The organism is Paraburkholderia sp. RL17-381-BIF-C (genome assembly GCF_046026435.1).
GTDB lineage: Bacteria > Pseudomonadota > Gammaproteobacteria > Burkholderiales > Burkholderiaceae > Paraburkholderia.
Map to the genome: position 1 here is coordinate 71,784 of NZ_JARESX010000017.1, position 16,506 is coordinate 88,289.

Consider the following 16,506-nt stretch of genomic DNA (forward strand, 5'->3'; position numbering starts at 1 on the left):
TCGGTGACGAAATATACGAGTGTGCGAGGTCTCGCGCGCGGCCTGCAAGTGTTGCAGGCGCTCAATTCCATGGACAGCGGCCGCGCCACCAGCCAGCAGATCAGCGACCTGACCGGCCTGCATCGCACCACGGCGCGGCGGCTGCTGGAAACGTTGATGGAGGAAGGATTCGTGCGTCGCAGCGCGTCGGACGACAGTTTTCGCTTGACGCTCCAGGTGCGTTCGTTAAGCGAAGGTTTTACGGACAACGAACGGATTGCGACGATTGCGCCGCCGATCATGGGGCAGCTATTGCAGCGCGTTGCGTGGCCTTCGGATCTGACCACGCCGGACGGCGACGCGATGATCATCCGCGAGACGACGCACCGTTTCAGTCCGCTCTCGTTTCACCGTTCGATGGTCGGGCGCCGCTTGCCGATTCTGCTGACCGCCGCGGGGCGCGCCTACTTTGCGATGTGTCCCGACGGCGAGCGCGAGGACATTCTCGACTTGCTGCGCTCAGGCGCGGGCGGTGAAGAACAGAAAGCCCTCGCCTCGAACGACAAATTGATAAAAAGCCTGGTCAAGCGGGTGCGCGCGGACGGCTTCGGCTCCAATCACGGCGACTGGTCCGCGCAAAGCAAGATCGGGGCGGTCGCGGTTGCGATCGTCTCGCGCGAACGTGTGCTGGGAAGTCTGAATGTGGTGTTTCTCTCGCGAGCAGTGACGCTCGCGGAGGCAAAACGGCGCTACGTGCCGGAGCTCCAGATCGCGGTGCGCGAAATGGTGGCGGAACTGGAGTCGCAGGACGAGCCAGAGGGAAAGAAGCCTGAGTGAGAAGATGCAGCGCCGCCGGGGGTTTCTTAGGGTTTACTACAGCCCGCAGAGCGTCTATTCTTCAGCGGAATACTTCGCCCACCCAACTACCGCAGATTGACCAAAAAACAGGCTTCTGTTCGACGGATTGAAACCCGCCCTGCCGGAGCACACTGCCATCATGCCAATCCCGCCAGGAGCCTGCGATGTCTTCCCGCCACGACAAAGATAACGAATTCGAAATCGGCTTGCCGGCTGTTTCGAGCACTGAATGGACCAGCCCGGTGCCGGGCGCCGACGCCGGAACGATGCGCGGATTGCACCTCGCGTCGGAAAGCGTGTTGTGCCTCGCGACGCAGACCTACGAAGCAGTGGCACGCGGCGACGCGGCGGGCGCGGAATCAGCGCGCGCATCGCTCGAACAGCAACTGGCGGTCGCCACGCGTCTGATCGACGAACTTCTGTTCGACGGCACCGGTCCGCATACGACACATTGACCGGCCGGCAGGCCGGGCAGCACCAATCGCACTCTCAACTTCTGAAAACTGAAATGAGCGCTCTGACGGTAATTCTCTGCATCTGGTCGATGGTGGCCATTTGCGCCATTCTCTTCATTCGCGGCGCCAACCGGCGCATTGAGCGGCCCCGCAAAGCACCGCAAAAGCGGCCGGCGCGTTTTTCAATCGCGGAGTAACAGCCGGCCGGCGGCGTGGATCCGTTCTCGACGCCGGCTCATTTCAGTCCAAGCCGTTTGGCCAGGCGGTTCAGATTCGCCCGATCAAGGCCGAGTTCACGCGCGACGGCCGCCCAATTCTGGTTGTGACGCGCCAACGCGTCGAGCACGGTGGCTCGCTCGAACTCGGTCACCGCGCTGCGGAAGTCCCTGGTTTCGCTGCCTGCTGTATCGGCGGGTGTCTCACTTCTGGCTTCGTCCGGTGTGGACGACAGCGCCAGGTCGGCGGCGGTCAACGTCAGGATCCGGCGGCGCTCCCGATTCGCGGCCAGTGCCTTGAGCGCGCTTCGCCCGATCAGATGCTCGAGTTCACGCACGTTGCCCGGCCACGGATAGCGCAACAGCATGGCTTGCGCATCCGCCGCGAGACGCAGGCTCAGCAGGCCGAGCCGCGAGCGATTCTCCTCAAGAAAAAAACCGGCAAGGAGCAGCACATCGCGGCCGCGCTCGCGCAACGGCGGCACGCGTAACGGATAGACGCTCAAACGATGGTAGAGATCGGCGCGGAACCGCCCCGTGCGCACCTCTTCGGCGAGATCGCGATTGGTGGCCGCGATGAGCCGCACGTCGACCTTGTGTTCGTGGTCCGAGCCGATTCGTTGCAGCTGGCCGTTTTGCAGCACCCGCAAAAGCTTGGCCTGCACCATAAGCGGCAACTCTCCCACCTCGTCGAGAAAAATCGTTCCGCCGTCCGCCAGCTCGAACTTGCCACGCCGGTCCGACGACGCGCCGGAGAACGCTCCGCGCACATGCCCGAACAGTTCACTCTCGACCAGCGTATCGGGTAGCGCAGCACAGTTCAGACTGATGAGCGGCTTGTTCGCCCGCGACGAAAGCGCATGGATCGCGTTGGCCACGAGTTCCTTGCCGACGCCGGTCTCACCGGTGATCAGCACGGTCAGATCACTGCCCGCCACGACTTCGATTTCCCGCACCAGTTGCGTGTGAGCGTCACTGCTGCCGATCATCTCGCGCCGGCTCTGGCTGCTCGCCTGCCGGTAGGCTTCGGCGCGGCGCCGCTCTTCCTCGCTGCTGCGCGCCAGCGTATCGATTCGCTCGACGACACTCACCGTGGCGGCAGCCAGGCTCAGAAACGCCTGCAACGAAGCCATGTCGATGCTGTCGAAGCGCGCCGGATCCAGCGCATCGAGCGTGAGCAGACCCCATGGGCGGCCACGAACGAACAGCGGACATCCAAGGCAATCGTGAACTTCCAGATGCCCGGACGTGCCTTGCACGAGGCCGTCATAAGGATCCGGCAAATCGGAATCGGCGGCGAAACGCGTCGGCTCCGGCCGCGATAGAAGTTGCTCGAAGCGCGGATGGTCGCTGACACGAAAACGCCGCCCAAGCGTGTCGCTGCTCAATCCGTCGATCGCGAGCGGCACGAGCGTGTCGCCCTCCAGACGCAACAAAGCGGCGGCATCGCCGGGAAACAGCGCCCGCAAGCTGCTGAGCAGGCGCCGGTAGCGCTCGCGGTCGGTCAAGTCGCGCGAAAGATCGAGAATCAGGGGCGTCAGGACGTCGAGTAAATCTTGTGCAGTCAGATTGACTCCGGCAGGAGTCTTTCCGACCAAGGTCGAATTGACCATCATGGAATTCACATCATTGATTTAATTGCATTTTATACCTGGCACGAAACATGGATAGAAAAGCACGACAGTCGAAGCTGACTGACTATCCACCACCAACCAGGACTTCCTATGCTTTCCGCCGAACACCGCGCCATCGTCAAAGCCACCGTTCCTCTTTTGGAAAGCGGCGGCGAAGCGTTGACCACGCACTTCTACAACATGCTCATCAGCGAGCATCCGGAAGTGCGTCCCATGTTCAACCTCGCGAACCAGGCAAGCGGCGCGCAGCAACGCGCGCTGGCCAACGGCGTGCTGATGTACGCGCGCCACATCGATCAACTCGAACAACTCGGCGGACTGATCTCGCAGATCATCAACAAGCACGTCGCGTTGAATATCCTGCCGGAGCACTATCCGATTGTCGGACAGTGCCTGCTCAGATCCATCCGCGAAGTGCTCGGCGCAGAAATCGCAACGGATGCGGTCATCGCAGCGTGGGCCGCCGCCTATCAGCAACTCGCCGATCTGCTGATCGGGCTCGAAGAAAAAATCTACGCCGAGCGGGAAGCGGCACCGGGCGGCTGGCGCGGCACGCGGCTCTTTCGCGTCGCCCGTAAAGTGCGGGAGAGCGACGAGATCACGTCGTTCTATCTGCGCCCCGACGATAACGGCGAGTTACTCGCGTTTCATCCGGGACAATATATCGGCGTGCGGCTCACGGTCGACGGTGAAGAAGTGCGCCGCAATTACTCGCTCTCGGCCATGTCGAATGGCCGCGAATACCGTATCAGCGTGAAGCGCGAACCGAACGGAAAGGTATCGAACCATCTGCACACGCGCGTCAACGAGAACGACACGTTGGAACTGTTTGCGCCGGCCGGCGACTTCAAGCTCGAACATAGCGACAAGCCGCTGGTCCTGATCAGCGGCGGCGTGGGCATTACACCGACGCTGGCCATGCTGCAAGCGGCGCTGAATACCGATCGCACCGTCCACTTCATTCACTCCGCGCGTCATGGCGGCGTGCATGCGTTCCGCGACGCGATCGAGCAACTGGCCGCGCGTCATCCGAAATTGAAGCGTTTCTATTGCTATGAACAACGCCGCGCGAATGATGCCGACGCGCACGGCATCGGCTATCTCGACGAAACGCGTCTCGATGCGTGGCTGCCGGAAACGCGCGACGTCGACGTCTATTTTCTCGGACCGATCGCGTTCATGAAGGCCGTCAAGAAGCACCTGAAAGCGATCGGCGTGCCGGAGTCGCAAAGCCGATATGAATTCTTCGGCCCGGCCGCGGCGCTGGAATAACCGCTAGTGAATGGGTCACGGTTGTGCCGGACATGCCGCTCAGCAAAGCGTCGCGCTTGTCACCCACGGCATGCTCCTGAAGCGCGCGATCATGGCGTCCACCCATTCGCATTGCGCTTGCGCGAGTGCAATCGTGACCTCCTCGAAACCGCTGGCGGGCAGCGTCGTCACGTCGACCTTTTCGACGTTGCGGGAAAATGGCAGTAGCACCTGCCAGATGGCGGCAATGCGCGTACCGTGAAGTGCCGCGCGCACCACAAGTCGATAACGGCCTGAAGCGTGGGCCGTCAGCACTTTCAAACCGCTCTCAGAACCTTCTTGGGTCATGTCTTGCCCCTGCTGTGGACTTGGCTATTTCCGCGTTTGCCGCGGTATTCGGATGTCCGCTCGATTCTTACGCTTTACGATGACGTTTTGACGATGCCGCGCAGTCGCCTGAGCAAAGCGTCCGCATGCTCGCGATCGACTTTGGATATTTCGCGCTGATTCAGTATCGCCTCGATGCGCCGACGCCAATAACCCGGCTCGTTCACTAACGACGTGCAAGCCACCGAATCACCTTTTGAAGTCAATCTCTCAAGCGTTGTGACTATCGTTTCGATATGCAAAAGATCGTTCTTAAAAGACGCGTGACTTCCCATTACATTCCCGGCTAACTTAAAAGCGCCTTCGGATCGACCTTCGAACGAGTTGGCAAGCAATGCGATACCCATTTCGTCTCCGAATCGGCTGATCCGTCCTGCTTACAGGAAAGCGAAACAACAGGCCTGAAACGTTTCCGCCAGGCTGCATGAGCATTGCTGTTGGCTGATTGTCTTTATTTGGCGCGCGTCGGCACAGGGCTTGTCGGCTGACCTGCCTGCGCCATGGCAATGGCTTGCGCGGTGGCTTTGCGCATTGCGTCGTAGGCGGCGCCCGCGCTGGAAACCGCCGACTTGAAGACGGTGACCGCGACCTCGGAACCGGCCGGGGCATTGCGCGCAAAGTCGTCTACGACCGTCTGCATTCTTGCGTTGGACTGGGCGCAGCGATCTTCGAATACCTTCAGAAACTCGGCCTGCGCGTGATTCGCAATGCCAAGTACGTGACTGTTATAAGACAGCACTTTCTCCGCTGCCGGTCTCGCGTTACCGGCTTGCTGAACGAATAATTCGACGGGTGTCTTACCGGAGAATGCCAGTTGCCAGGCCTGTTCGCTCTCGGCGAGCGTGGCCTTGGCGGCCTGCAGGTTCAATCTGGTCAGGTCTTCAACATACTGGAATGTTTGCTGTACCAACGAAAACGCGACAGCAACATTGGCACTTTGCATCGAGATAAATTGATCTGGCGTCGAAAAAACCACTCTGCACTCCTTCGTTAAGCCCACAAATCGCTCGATACGAGGTAGGCGAAAACAGCTCGCAAGCATGCAGATGCTGACCCAACAGCCCCGGCCCCCTCGAATCGCTTCTGCCGTGCAGAATTAGATGAAACATTCTAACTTTGTTAAACCGGCGTCTGGCGTACTGTTTTGTAGGTAAATACCCCTGGTCGATCAGGGTGATTTGACTGAAGAATCGAGCGGTTTGGGACGGTGGTGAGTGCGGCTGTTTGGCAGCAGCGGCAGGTTGGTCAATGGGCAAATCACACTGGTCGGCGCGATGCGCACGAGCGCGTCATGCAGCGCGGCCGCGTCGAATAGATCGACGCGGCCGGCGTGGGGCGGTCAATCGCCCTCAGAACCGGGCGACGTCGATGATCGCATCGGCGAATGCTTTGGGCGCCTCTTGCGGCAGGTTGTGCCCGATACCGCCGCCGATGTTCCGGTGCGCATACTTGCCGGTGAACTTCTTCGCGTACGCGGCCGGTTCGGGATGCGGCGCGCCGTTCGCGTCGCCCTCCATCGTGATGGTCGGCACGGTAATGACCGGTGCCTGGGCGAGGCGCTTCTCCAGCGCGTCGTATTGCGCTTCGCCCTTGACCAGCCCCAGACGCCAGCGATAGTTGTGGATCACCACCGCGACGTGGTCCGGATTATTGAACGATTCCGCCGAACGCTCGAAGGTTGCATCGTCGAAATCCCATTTCGGCGATGCCGTATGCCAGATCAGCTTGTTGAAGTCGTGGCGGTTCGCTTCGTAGCCCGCATAGCCACGCTCCGTGGCGAAGTAGAACTGATACCACCATGCCAGTTCCGCCTTCGGCGGCAACGGCGTCCGGTTGGCTTCCTGACTGCCGATCAGATAGCCGCTCACCGACACCATCGCCTTGCATCGCTCCGGCCACAGCGCCGCGATGATGTTCACCGTGCGCGCGCCCCAGTCGAAGCCGCCGAGAATCGCCTTGTCGATCTTCAGCGCATCCATCAACGCGATGATGTCCACGGCGACGACCGCCTGCTGGCCATTGCGGGGTGTGTCAGCCGACAGGAACCGCGTCGAGCCGTAGCCGCGCAGATACGGCACGATGACCCGGTAGCCGGCGGCGGCGAGCAACGGTGCGACTTCGACGAAACTGTAGATGTCGTAGGGCCAACCGTGCAGCAGGATCACCACGGGTCCATTCTGCGGGCCCGCTTCCGCATATCCCATGCTGAGCGTCCCGGCGTTGATCTGCTTCAGGTTATCGAAGGACGTGACGCGCGATCCAGTCTTCGTGCCGCCGGACTGCGCGTGGGCGAGTCCGCTCAGCCCGAGTTCCATCAGGCTGAGGCCCGCAACGGCCGTCCCCAGCAAACGACGACGCCGATCATTGATCTGTTCAGACATGGCTATTCCCCTTATGTGCGAAAGCGTTGAGCCAGATGAACCGGCCTGGAAGCATTAGACCTTCCACACGTATCTGGCTTGTGTCGCCAATGTCCGCGAATGAAACGTCATGTATCGGGCCGCGGAGTGGATACATTGCGATACACAGAAAACGGGCCCGACCAGTCCGTAACGGGATGATCCAGATCAAGTTGTCCCATCGGTAGCGTCGGTTATAAGTATTTGCAGGATAAGCGCTTCAGGATCCGGTCGCGGGTCCGGTCTTGACGCATGCAACGCGTCGACTCGAACGTCATCGCTCGCCTGCCCGGCGAGCGCGATGCGCATTGCGTAGTCGACGCCAGCACAGGCCATTGCCTCGATCGAAGCATCCCACCGAATTCACCAGACTCAGACGCTCTCATGTTCTCATCGTCGCACTCACGACCGCCGCCAGCAACACGCCGCTCGCCTCACTGCGGCACAGGGTTCGCATCGGCGCTCGCACTGGCCGCGGCGCTCAACCTGGGCGGATGCATGTCGCTCGCGCCGTCCTATGTGCGTCCCGCGCTGCCGGTTCCGGATACGTGGGCCGCCGCTCCGTCCGCCGACGCTCCAGCACCCGCCGACGGCACATCGCCAACGGTTCAGATCGACTGGCGCAGCTACTTTCCCGACGCCCAACTGCAGGCCTTGATCGAGCAGGCGCTCAGTGGAAACCGCGATCTGCGCATTGCCGTGAGGCGTGTCGAAGAAGCGCGTGCAACCTACGGCATCCGCCGCGCCGATACTTTTCCGACGATCGCCGCCGGCGGCTCCTATGTCCGTTTCCGCGCGCCCGGCGTGTTGCTGCCAGGCGGAAGTATCGACGCCGAGGCGTATCAGGTCGGACTAACCGAAAGCAATTGGGAACTCGACTTCTGGGGCCGCGTACGCAGCCTGAAAGACGCAGCCCTCGAAGAATTTCTGGCGAGCGACGCCGCGCGCCGTGCGGCCACCCTCAGCGTGATCGCGAACGTCGCGGACAATTACCTGCTGCTGCGCGAACTCGATGAGCGCATTGCCGCGGCGAGGGAGACGATCGCGAGCCGTTCCGAATCGCTGCGCATCTTCCGCCGACGCTTCGAAGTCGGCGCGATCTCGAAGCTGGATCTCAGGCAGTCGGAAATTCTGTTGCAGCAGGCGCAGACGCTGGTTGCGCAGCTCGAACAGTCGCGCGCCACTCAGGCCCACGCGCTCGCCGTACTGGTCGGCGCACCCGCCCCGCTGCAGCCTGCCCCGCTGGACGACGCGAGCGTGTACGCGGACCTGCAGGCAGGACTGCCGTCATCGTTGCTGGAAAGGCGTCCGGACATCGTCGCGGCGGAACACCGGCTGCGCGCCGCCAATGCGAATATCGGCGCGGCGCGCGCGGCGTTCTTTCCACGCGTCACGCTCACCGGTGCCGTCGGCTCGACGAGCACCGATCTGCATAGCCTGTTCGCGTCGGGTAGCGGCGCGTGGATCTTCATGCCCAACATCTCGCTGCCCATCTTCGACGCCGGGCGCAATCGCAACAATCTGGAACTCGCCAAGGCCCGCGAAGGCGAAGCGGTGGCGCAATACGAAAAGACCATTCAGGAAGCGTTTCGCGACGTAGCCGACGCGCTCTCGGCGAGAGAGTGGCTTGCCGCGCAGGTTCGGGCGGAAACCGACACGCTCGTCGCGCAGTCCGAGCGCGCGCGCCTTGCCAGGCTCCGGTACGACAACGGCGCGACGCCCTTTCTGGAAGTGCTCGACGCACAGCGCGACCTGCTCAACGCTCGACAGCAGCTGATCCAGACGCGCCGCGCCTTGCTCGCGAGCCGCGTCGCGCTGTATGCCGCGCTCGGTGGAGGCGTGCAGGACGCGGAACCGACGCCCTCGCCTTCAGCCGCTGACATCACACTCAAACAAGGCCCATTGCCATGAGCCCCAGCAGAAAGAAACAGATAGCCGCCGTTGCCCTACTGGCCGTGATCGTTGCGGCCTCCTACTACGCGTGGACGATGGTGCACGACTCGGGTCCCGCGGCAGGTTTCGTGAGCGGCAATGGCCGCATCGAGGCGACCGAAATCGACGTGGCGACCAAACTGCCTGGCCGTGTCGAAACCATTACCGTCGACGAAGGCGACTTCGTCAAGGCGGGACAGCCGCTTGCGACGATGCAGGTGACCGTGCTCGACGCGCAACTCGCCGAAGCCCGCGCGCAGCATCAGCAGGCGATCAACACCGCGCTCAGCATCGAAGCGCAGGTCGTGCAGCGGCAGAGCGACAAGGTGGCGGCCGAAGCCGTCGTCTCCCAGCGCGAAAGCGAACTCGACGCCGCGCGCCGCAAACTGGCGCGCTCGGAAACCCTGTCGCGCGACGGCGCGTCCTCCATGCAGGAACTCGACGACGATCGCGCCCGCGAGCGCGGCGCGCAAGCCACGGTGCGCGCCGCGAGCGCTCAGGTCACCGCCGCCCAGGCCGCCGTCGATGCAACGCGCGCGCAACTCGTCGCCGCGCATTCCGCGGAGCATGCCGCGCTCGCGACCGTGGCGCGCGTGGAAGCCGACATCAGCGACAGCCAGTTGACGGCGCCACGTGACGGCCGCGTGCAATATCGGATCGCCGAGGCCGGCGAAGTGCTCCCAGCGGGTGGCAAGGTCCTGAATATCGCCGATCTTTCCGATGTCTACATGACGTTCTTCCTGCCGGAGACGGTAGTCGGCAAGGTCGCACTCGGCGCCGAAGTGCGCGTGATACTCGATGCGGCGCCCAACTATGTGATTCCCGCGACCGTTTCGTTCGTGGCCAGCACCGCGCAGTTCACGCCGAAGACCGTGGAAACCACCAGTGAGCGCCAAAAACTGATGTTCCGCGTCAAGGCGAGGATCAACCGCGAACTGCTGCTCCAGCATCTGAAGCTCGTCAAGACAGGCCTGCCGGGTGTCGCCTGGATCAGGATCGATCAGCATGCCGCGTGGCCCGCTTCGCTCGCGATCAAGGTGCCGCAGTGAAAGGCGCAGTGAGTGGCGCGATGACGGCAGACGCCCCGCCGGTCGTCCGGCTGCGCGACGTCGCGCTGCGTTACGCGAAGACCGTTGCGCTCGACAACCTCACGCTGGATTTTCCGGCAGGCCGCATGACTGGGCTGATCGGCCCGGACGGCGTCGGCAAGTCCAGCCTGCTGGCGCTTGCCGCGGGCGCCCGCGCCATTCAGCAAGGCGCCGTCGAAGTGCTGGGCGGCGACATGCGCTCGCGCCGGCACCGCGCGCTCGTCTGCCCTCGTATCGCCTACATGCCGCAGGGTTTGGGCAAGAATCTGTACCCGACGCTGACGGTCGAGGAGAACCTGCAATTCTTCGCGCGGCTCTTCGGCCACGATGCCGCCGAGCGCCGCCAGCGCATCGACTCGCTGACTCGCAGCACCGGCCTTCAGGCGTTTCTCGCGCGGCCGGCGGGCAAACTGTCCGGCGGCATGAAACAGAAGCTGGCGCTCTGTTGCGCGCTGATCCACGACCCCGATCTGCTGATTCTCGATGAGCCGACCACCGGCGTCGATCCGCTCGCTCGCGCGCAATTCTGGAATCTGATCGCGCGTATTCGCGCGGGCCGCCCCGGCATGAGCGTGATCGTCGCGACGGCTTACATGGACGAAGCTCAACGCTTCGATACGCTCGTCGCGATGGACGCGGGCCGGATCCTCGCGACCGGCGAGCCGCGCGCCCTGCTCGCGCGCACGAACAGCGACACGCTGGAAGCGGCGTTCATCGCGTTGCTGCCCGAGGAACGGCGCCGCGGTCACCAGCCGGTCGTCGTTGAACCACTGCCCGCCGATGCCGCGGGCGAGCTCGCCATCGAAGCCCGCGATCTGACCATGCGCTTCGGCGATTTCGTCGCGGTCGACCACGTCAGCTTTCGCATTCGCAGCGGCGAGATCTTCGGCTTTCTCGGCTCCAACGGTTGCGGCAAGTCGACCACGATGAAAATGCTAACCGGCCTGCTGCCCGCGAGCGAAGGCACGGCCAGGCTGTTCGGACGCGAAGTCGATCCCAACGACATCGACACGCGCGCCCGCGTCGGCTACATGTCGCAGGCATTCTCGCTGTATGGCGAACTGACGGTTCAGCAGAACCTGATATTGCATGCACAGCTCTTTCATGTGCCGCCAGAGGCGATCGCCGCCAGAGTCGACGAGATGGTGAGCCGCTTCGGCCTCGACGAAGTACGCGACGCGTTGCCCGACAGCCTGCCGCTCGGCATGCGGCAACGCCTCTCGCTGGCCGTCGCCATGGTGCACAAGCCCGAGCTGCTGATACTCGACGAACCGACTTCAGGCGTCGACCCCGTCGCTCGCGACAATTTCTGGCAGTTGATGATCCAGCTCGCCCGCCGCGACAAGGTCACGATCTTCATCTCGACGCATTTCATGAACGAAGCGGAGCGCTGCGACCGCATCTCGCTGATGCATGCCGGCCGCGTGCTCGCGACCGGGTCGCCGGCCGAACTCGTACGCTTGCGCGGCGCGGCGACGCTCGAAGAGGCCTTCATCGGCTACCTGGTCGAAGCGGGTGCCGACAAGGCGGAAGAAGGCGGCAGCGTCGAAGCCACGATCGAAGTGCCGGCAAGCGCGAGCGAATCCGGCACGGGCGCGCTGCCCGAGTCGCCGAACCGCTCACGCCCGCGCGCCTTCAGCCTGAGCCGCGCGCTCACCTATATGTGGCGAGAGGCGCTCGAACTGCGCCGCGACCCTGTGCGCGCCACGCTCGCCCTGCTCGGTTCGCTGGTGTTGATGCTCGTGATGGGCTATGGCGTGAGTCTCGATGTCGAAAGTCTCACCTACGCCGTCCTCGACCGCGACCAGACTGAACTGAGTCACGACTATGCGCTGAACATGTCGGGCTCACGCTACTTCGTGGAACAGGCCCCGCTCAGCGACTACGACGAGTTGGACAAGCGCATGCGCGGCGGCAAGCTGTCGCTCGCGATCGAAATTCCGCCGCACTTCGCACGTGACCTGGAGCGCGGCACGCCCGTGCAACTCGGCGTGTGGATCGACGGCGCCATGCCGCAGCGCGCGGAAACCATCCGTGGCTATGTGCTCGGGCTCCATCAAGCCTGGCTGATGGAGCAGAGCATTCACCGGCTCGGCATGACACCCGCGCCGCAGGTCAACATCGAGACGCGCTTTCGCTATAACCCCGACGTGAGGAGCGCGCCCGCGATGGTGCCCGCGATCATCCCGCTGCTGCTCCTCATGCTGCCGGCCATGCTGACCGCGCTGGCGGTCGTGCGGGAGCGTGAGCTCGGCTCGATCATCAATCTGTATGTCACACCGGTCACGCGCAGCGAGTTCCTGATGGGCAAGCAGGTGCCCTACGTGTTACTAGCCGTGCTCAATTTCCTGCTGATGACGCTGCTGGCGCGGATCGCTTTCGGCGTGCCGGTCAAAGGCAACTTCCTGACGCTGCTTGCCGCCGTGCTGGTGTACAGCATCGTCGCGACCGGGATCGGCATGCTGGCATCCACGTTCACCCGCAGCCAGATCGCCGCCATCTTCCTGACGATGATCGGCACGCTCATTCCCGCGATCCAGTTCTCCGGCCTGATCAATCCGCTGTCGTCAATGGAAGGCAGCGGGCGCATTGTCGGCTCCATCTATCCGGCGACCTACATGTTCACGATCAGCCGCGGTGTCATCAACAAGGCGCTGGGCTTCGCCGATCTTCAGGCGCAATTCTGGCCGCTCGTGGCCGCCATACCGGTGGTTCTCGGCTTGACCACGGCGTTGCTCAAGAAGCAGGAGACCTGACTGTGCGCCGCATCTCGAACATCTACCGCCTCGGCGTCAAGGAACTGTGGAGCCTGTGGCGCGACCCGACCATGCTGGTGCTGATCGCTTATACATTCACGGTGGCGATCTATTCCGCCGCTACCGCACAACCCGACACGCTGCATATGGCGCCGATCGCGATCGTCGACGAAGACGCCTCGCCGTTGTCCGCCCGCATCGCCTCGGCGTTTTTCCCTCCGCAGTTCGGCATTGCGCGCCTGATCACCCCCGCGCAGGTCGACCGCGGGCTCGATACGGGCGAATACACGTTCGCGCTCGACATTCCGCCGAACTTCCAGCGCGACGTGCTGGCCGGAAGATCCGCATCGATCCAGTTGAATGTCGACGCGACCCGCATGAGTCAGGCGTTCACGGGCAGCAGCTACGTGCAGCAGATCGTGACCGACGAGATTGCCGGATTTGCGGCGCGCTACCGCGACACCGCCGCGCCGCCCGTCGATCTCGCCGTGCATATGCGCTTCAATCCGAACCTCGATCAGACCTGGTTCGGCGCGCTGATGGAAATCATCAACAATGTCACGATGCTGTCGATCATCCTCACCGGCGCCGCGCTGATCCGCGAGCGCGAACACGGCACGATCGAACACCTGCTCGTCATGCCGGTCACGCCGGCAGAGATCATGCTGGCGAAAATCTGGTCGATGGGGCTGGTGGTCATGGTGGTGGCCACGGCTTCGTTGACGTTCGTGGTGCGCGGCGCGCTGCATGTGCCGATTGAAGGCTCGGTGGCCCTGTTCATGGTCGGCACCGCGCTGCATCTGTTCGCCACCACCTCGATGGGCATTTACATGGCGACGCTCGCGCGCAGCATGCCGCAGTTCGGCATGCTGGTGGTCCTCGTGCTGCTGCCTTTGCAGATGCTGTCCGGAAGCATCACCCCGCGGGAAAGCATGCCGAAGATCGTGCAGGACGTCATGCTTTTCGCACCCACGACTCACTTCGTCGAGCTTGGGCAGGCCATCCTGTATCGCGGCGCCGGCCTCGATGTCGCGTGGCGGCCGTTCCTGATTCTGATCGCGATCGGGTCGGTTCTGTTTGCAATGGCATTGCAGCGTTTTCGCAGAACCATCGGTCAGATGGCCTGACTTGCATGCTTGGGCCGACGCACGCCAGACGACCCTCGTGCCCCGCACACATGCCTGATGCGGCAGAAAAGCTCAGGCGCGATTTTTCTCCTCGAAATGCGGCTGCCGCGCTGTCACGAGGGATAGTTCGGCGAGGAATGCGCATGCCGCGTCGAGGAGATCGTCGAACGAAAGCAGCCCGACCAGTTCACCCGACTCGCTGACCACCGGCATGCGCCGTATGGCATGCAATCGCATCCGCTTGACGAGTTGCCAGACGTCTTCCCCCTCGTACGCGACGATGAGCGGCGAGGACATGACATCGCCGACGAAAAGCCCGAACGCATCGACTTCTCGTGCTACAACCGCCAGCACGATATCGCGGTCGGTCAGCATGCCGCGAGCATGGAGCTTCCCGTCCGCGCTCTTCTCCACGGCCACGACATCGCCCACGTGACGATCGCGCATGATCCGGCATGCTTCCAGCACGGTCGTGTTCAGTCCGCACGTCACAACGTCTCTTGTACAGATATCGCCCGCATTCATTTTCCGTATCCTCCCGAGAAGAGAGTCCATGACTCGCCGGGACTCAATCCAATTCAGATTATCCGGATGAACGAACCAACCATTGACTACAGTCAACTGAGAGAGTGTCCGAATGGCCGATACGCGAACGCACGCGCGATACCGCGTTGCACCACGCGGCACGCCGCTCGACAACTGCAACTACGAATGGGTTGATTTGCATCAATCGCCCTTCGAACATGGCGCCTGAGATGGGTTCAACCGACGCAATACTGCGTCGCCCTCGAAGCGCCGTGTCGCGGCGATATCAGGCAGGGGCTCGCGTGTCTAACGCTGAATGACGCGCAGGCTCGCCTAACTCCCGCGAGCGCGTTTTACATGCGAGCGCAACAAGTCGATCTCGTCGAGCAGATCGAGCGCCAGTGCGACACCCGGAGGATTGATCTGGAAGTCGTGCGCCAGCCGCTGCGCAGTCTGCACGCGCCGCAGCGCGGCGCCGCTGAAGCGCCATTCCTGCGGCCGCTCGCCCGTGGGCTCGAACACGCCTTCAGCCACCCAGAGCGTCAACTCCTCCTCCGATGCCCCGCTCACCCGGCTCAATTCGACCAGCGTGAACTCCACGTTCTCATCGACAATCTGGCCTTGCAAATAGGTCGTCGTAGTCGTCTCTTTCACGATGATCACCGATAGAAGTGTGCGCGCGGATCGAAATTGAACGCCTGCCGCATCGCATCGTAAGCGGCCTTCGCTGCGTCGCTATCCGCCGGCGGCAGGACGATGTTCAGAATCACATACAGATCGCCAGGCGGGTTGGCCGGAATGCCCTTGCCTTTGAGCCGCAAGCGCCTGCCGCCGGCAGAACCCGCCGGCACCGTCATCTCGACGGAACCGTCGGGTGTGGGCACGGTAACCTGGGCGCCGAGCGCGGCCTCCCAAGGAGCCACCGGCAAGTCGAGCGAGACGTCGCGGCCGTCCACGTGAAAGCGCGGGTGTTCCCGAAAGGCGATTTCCAGGTAGAGGTCGCCGGCCGTTTCGGGCGTGGCGCCCGCGGCGCCCTGGCCGCTCAGCCGCAGATGCTGGCCCGCGCGAATCCCCTTCGGAATGGTGACATTGAGCGTTCGCGTTTCCAGCGAAACATGGCCTTGCGGATCGACTACCGGCATTTGCAAAGATATCGCGCGCTGCGCGCCGCGATACGCGTCTTCGAGATCGATCAGCACCTTGGCGTGATGGTCTTCGCCGCGCGCGTCGAAAGGCCGCTGCCGAGGATGCGCGCCACGCGCACCGCGCGCGCCGCCGAACATCTTCTCGAAGATATCGTGGAAATCGGCCTGCTCGCCGGCCTCGTTGCCCGCGCCACTGAATTCGAAACCCTCGTCCCAGTTCGGCGGCGGCTGGAATTCCTGGCCGTTGCGCCATTCGCTGCCCATGCGGTCATAGGCCGCGCGCTTCTCCGGGTCCTTGAGCACCTCGTAGGCTTCGCCCAGCTCCTTGAAACGATCTTCGGCGTCGGCATGCTTGCTGACGTCCGGGTGATACTTGCGCGCGAGCTTCCGATACGAACGTTTGACGTCATCCTGAGACGCGCTTCGCTCGAGACCCAGGACTTCGTAATAGTCTTTGTATTTCATACTGGCGGCAGACCCATGAGGGATGGGAGCGGCAATGGGTATCCATCGCGTGACGATTACGGACTGACTTTATACCAATCCGGCCGGGCCAGCAAAATTGCGCGTTCGCTACACCGCTTCGGGTCAAAGCGGGAAAGGCGGTCTGCAGGAAGTCGTCGCCGCTATCCGCCGGGGAGCGCTTTAAAGGCGAAGAAAAACATCTGTTCGTGAACCGCCGTAGCGACGTTTCGCACACGCTCAAGCACGCGTCCGTGCATTCCGAGTTAGCAACGTATCAGCGATTCGGCCCG

At 62.9% G+C, this 16,506-nt stretch carries 15 protein-coding genes; 7 read left to right on the top strand and 8 right to left on the bottom strand.

The features are described 5' to 3' along the window. Positions 1 to 3 precede the first annotated feature (3 nt). On the top strand, positions 4 to 816 hold the full coding sequence (locus P0D70_RS13430) for a DNA-binding transcriptional regulator (protein WP_408184847.1): 813 nt from the start codon (positions 4 to 6) through the stop codon (positions 814 to 816). 185 nt (positions 817 to 1,001) lie between these two features. Beyond that, a complete protein-coding gene (locus P0D70_RS13435; protein WP_408184848.1) occupies positions 1,002 to 1,292 on the top strand; it encodes a hypothetical protein in 291 nt (96 codons plus the stop codon). 235 nt (positions 1,293 to 1,527) lie between these two features. On the opposite strand, the gene norR is transcribed toward P0D70_RS13435, so the two are convergent. Beyond that, positions 1,528 to 3,120: a nitric oxide reductase transcriptional regulator NorR gene (gene norR, locus P0D70_RS13440; RefSeq protein WP_408184875.1), complete on the bottom strand. Its 1,593-nt coding sequence runs from the start codon at positions 3,118 to 3,120 to the stop codon at positions 1,528 to 1,530. A 111-nt stretch (positions 3,121 to 3,231) separates the two neighbouring features. On the opposite strand from norR, the gene hmpA reads away from it, so the two are divergent. Next, a complete protein-coding gene (gene hmpA / locus P0D70_RS13445) occupies positions 3,232 to 4,413 on the top strand; it encodes an NO-inducible flavohemoprotein (protein ID WP_408184849.1) in 1,182 nt (393 codons plus the stop codon). Positions 4,414 to 4,452: 39 nt separating this feature from the next. On the opposite strand, the gene P0D70_RS13450 is transcribed toward hmpA, so the two are convergent. From P0D70_RS13450 to P0D70_RS13465, 4 genes are all read right to left on the bottom strand, one after another. Further along, positions 4,453 to 4,740, bottom strand: a complete 288-nt coding sequence (locus P0D70_RS13450; RefSeq protein ID WP_091803254.1) for a hypothetical protein — start codon at positions 4,738 to 4,740, stop codon at positions 4,453 to 4,455. A 74-nt stretch (positions 4,741 to 4,814) separates the two neighbouring features. After that, on the bottom strand, positions 4,815 to 5,126 hold the full coding sequence (locus P0D70_RS13455; protein WP_143048396.1) for a hypothetical protein: 312 nt from the start codon (positions 5,124 to 5,126) through the stop codon (positions 4,815 to 4,817). 104 nt (positions 5,127 to 5,230) lie between these two features. Next, a complete protein-coding gene (locus P0D70_RS13460; protein ID WP_091803257.1) occupies positions 5,231 to 5,755 on the bottom strand; it encodes a phasin family protein in 525 nt (174 codons plus the stop codon). A 373-nt stretch (positions 5,756 to 6,128) separates the two neighbouring features. Continuing rightward, complete coding sequence (locus P0D70_RS13465) at positions 6,129 to 7,160, bottom strand: alpha/beta fold hydrolase (RefSeq protein WP_408184850.1); 1,032 nt, start codon at positions 7,158 to 7,160, stop codon at positions 6,129 to 6,131. A 402-nt stretch (positions 7,161 to 7,562) separates the two neighbouring features. Between P0D70_RS13465 and P0D70_RS13470 the strand changes: the two genes are divergently transcribed. The 4 genes from P0D70_RS13470 to P0D70_RS13485 are packed head-to-tail and all read left to right on the top strand — an operon-like array spanning position 7,563 to position 14,081. Continuing rightward, positions 7,563 to 9,089: an efflux transporter outer membrane subunit gene (locus tag P0D70_RS13470; protein ID WP_408184851.1), complete on the top strand. Its 1,527-nt coding sequence runs from the start codon at positions 7,563 to 7,565 to the stop codon at positions 9,087 to 9,089. Continuing rightward, positions 9,086 to 10,159: an HlyD family secretion protein gene (locus P0D70_RS13475; RefSeq protein WP_091803266.1), complete on the top strand. Its 1,074-nt coding sequence runs from the start codon at positions 9,086 to 9,088 to the stop codon at positions 10,157 to 10,159. The genes P0D70_RS13470 and P0D70_RS13475 overlap by 4 nt, the downstream gene beginning before the upstream one ends. Positions 10,160 to 10,179: 20 nt before the next feature. Continuing rightward, on the top strand, positions 10,180 to 12,954 hold the full coding sequence (gene rbbA / locus P0D70_RS13480) for a ribosome-associated ATPase/putative transporter RbbA (RefSeq protein WP_408184852.1): 2,775 nt from the start codon (positions 10,180 to 10,182) through the stop codon (positions 12,952 to 12,954). A gap of 2 nt (positions 12,955 to 12,956) precedes the next feature. Continuing rightward, positions 12,957 to 14,081 carry an ABC transporter permease gene (locus P0D70_RS13485; protein ID WP_408184853.1) on the top strand — a complete coding sequence of 375 codons (1,125 nt, stop codon included), beginning with the start codon at positions 12,957 to 12,959 and terminating at the stop codon, positions 14,079 to 14,081. Between the two features lie 72 nt (positions 14,082 to 14,153). On the opposite strand, the gene P0D70_RS13490 is transcribed toward P0D70_RS13485, so the two are convergent. From P0D70_RS13490 to P0D70_RS13500, 3 genes are all read right to left on the bottom strand, one after another. Beyond that, positions 14,154 to 14,606 carry a CBS domain-containing protein gene (locus P0D70_RS13490; RefSeq protein WP_091803274.1) on the bottom strand — a complete coding sequence of 151 codons (453 nt, stop codon included), beginning with the start codon at positions 14,604 to 14,606 and terminating at the stop codon, positions 14,154 to 14,156. A 333-nt stretch (positions 14,607 to 14,939) separates the two neighbouring features. After that, entirely contained in the window at positions 14,940 to 15,269 is a 330-nt protein-coding gene (locus P0D70_RS13495; RefSeq protein WP_091803277.1) for a chaperone modulator CbpM, read from the bottom strand. Further along, complete coding sequence (locus tag P0D70_RS13500; RefSeq protein ID WP_408184854.1) at positions 15,266 to 16,216, bottom strand: DnaJ C-terminal domain-containing protein; 951 nt, start codon at positions 16,214 to 16,216, stop codon at positions 15,266 to 15,268. The genes P0D70_RS13495 and P0D70_RS13500 overlap by 4 nt, the downstream gene beginning before the upstream one ends. Between the last annotated feature and the right edge of the window lie 290 nt (positions 16,217 to 16,506).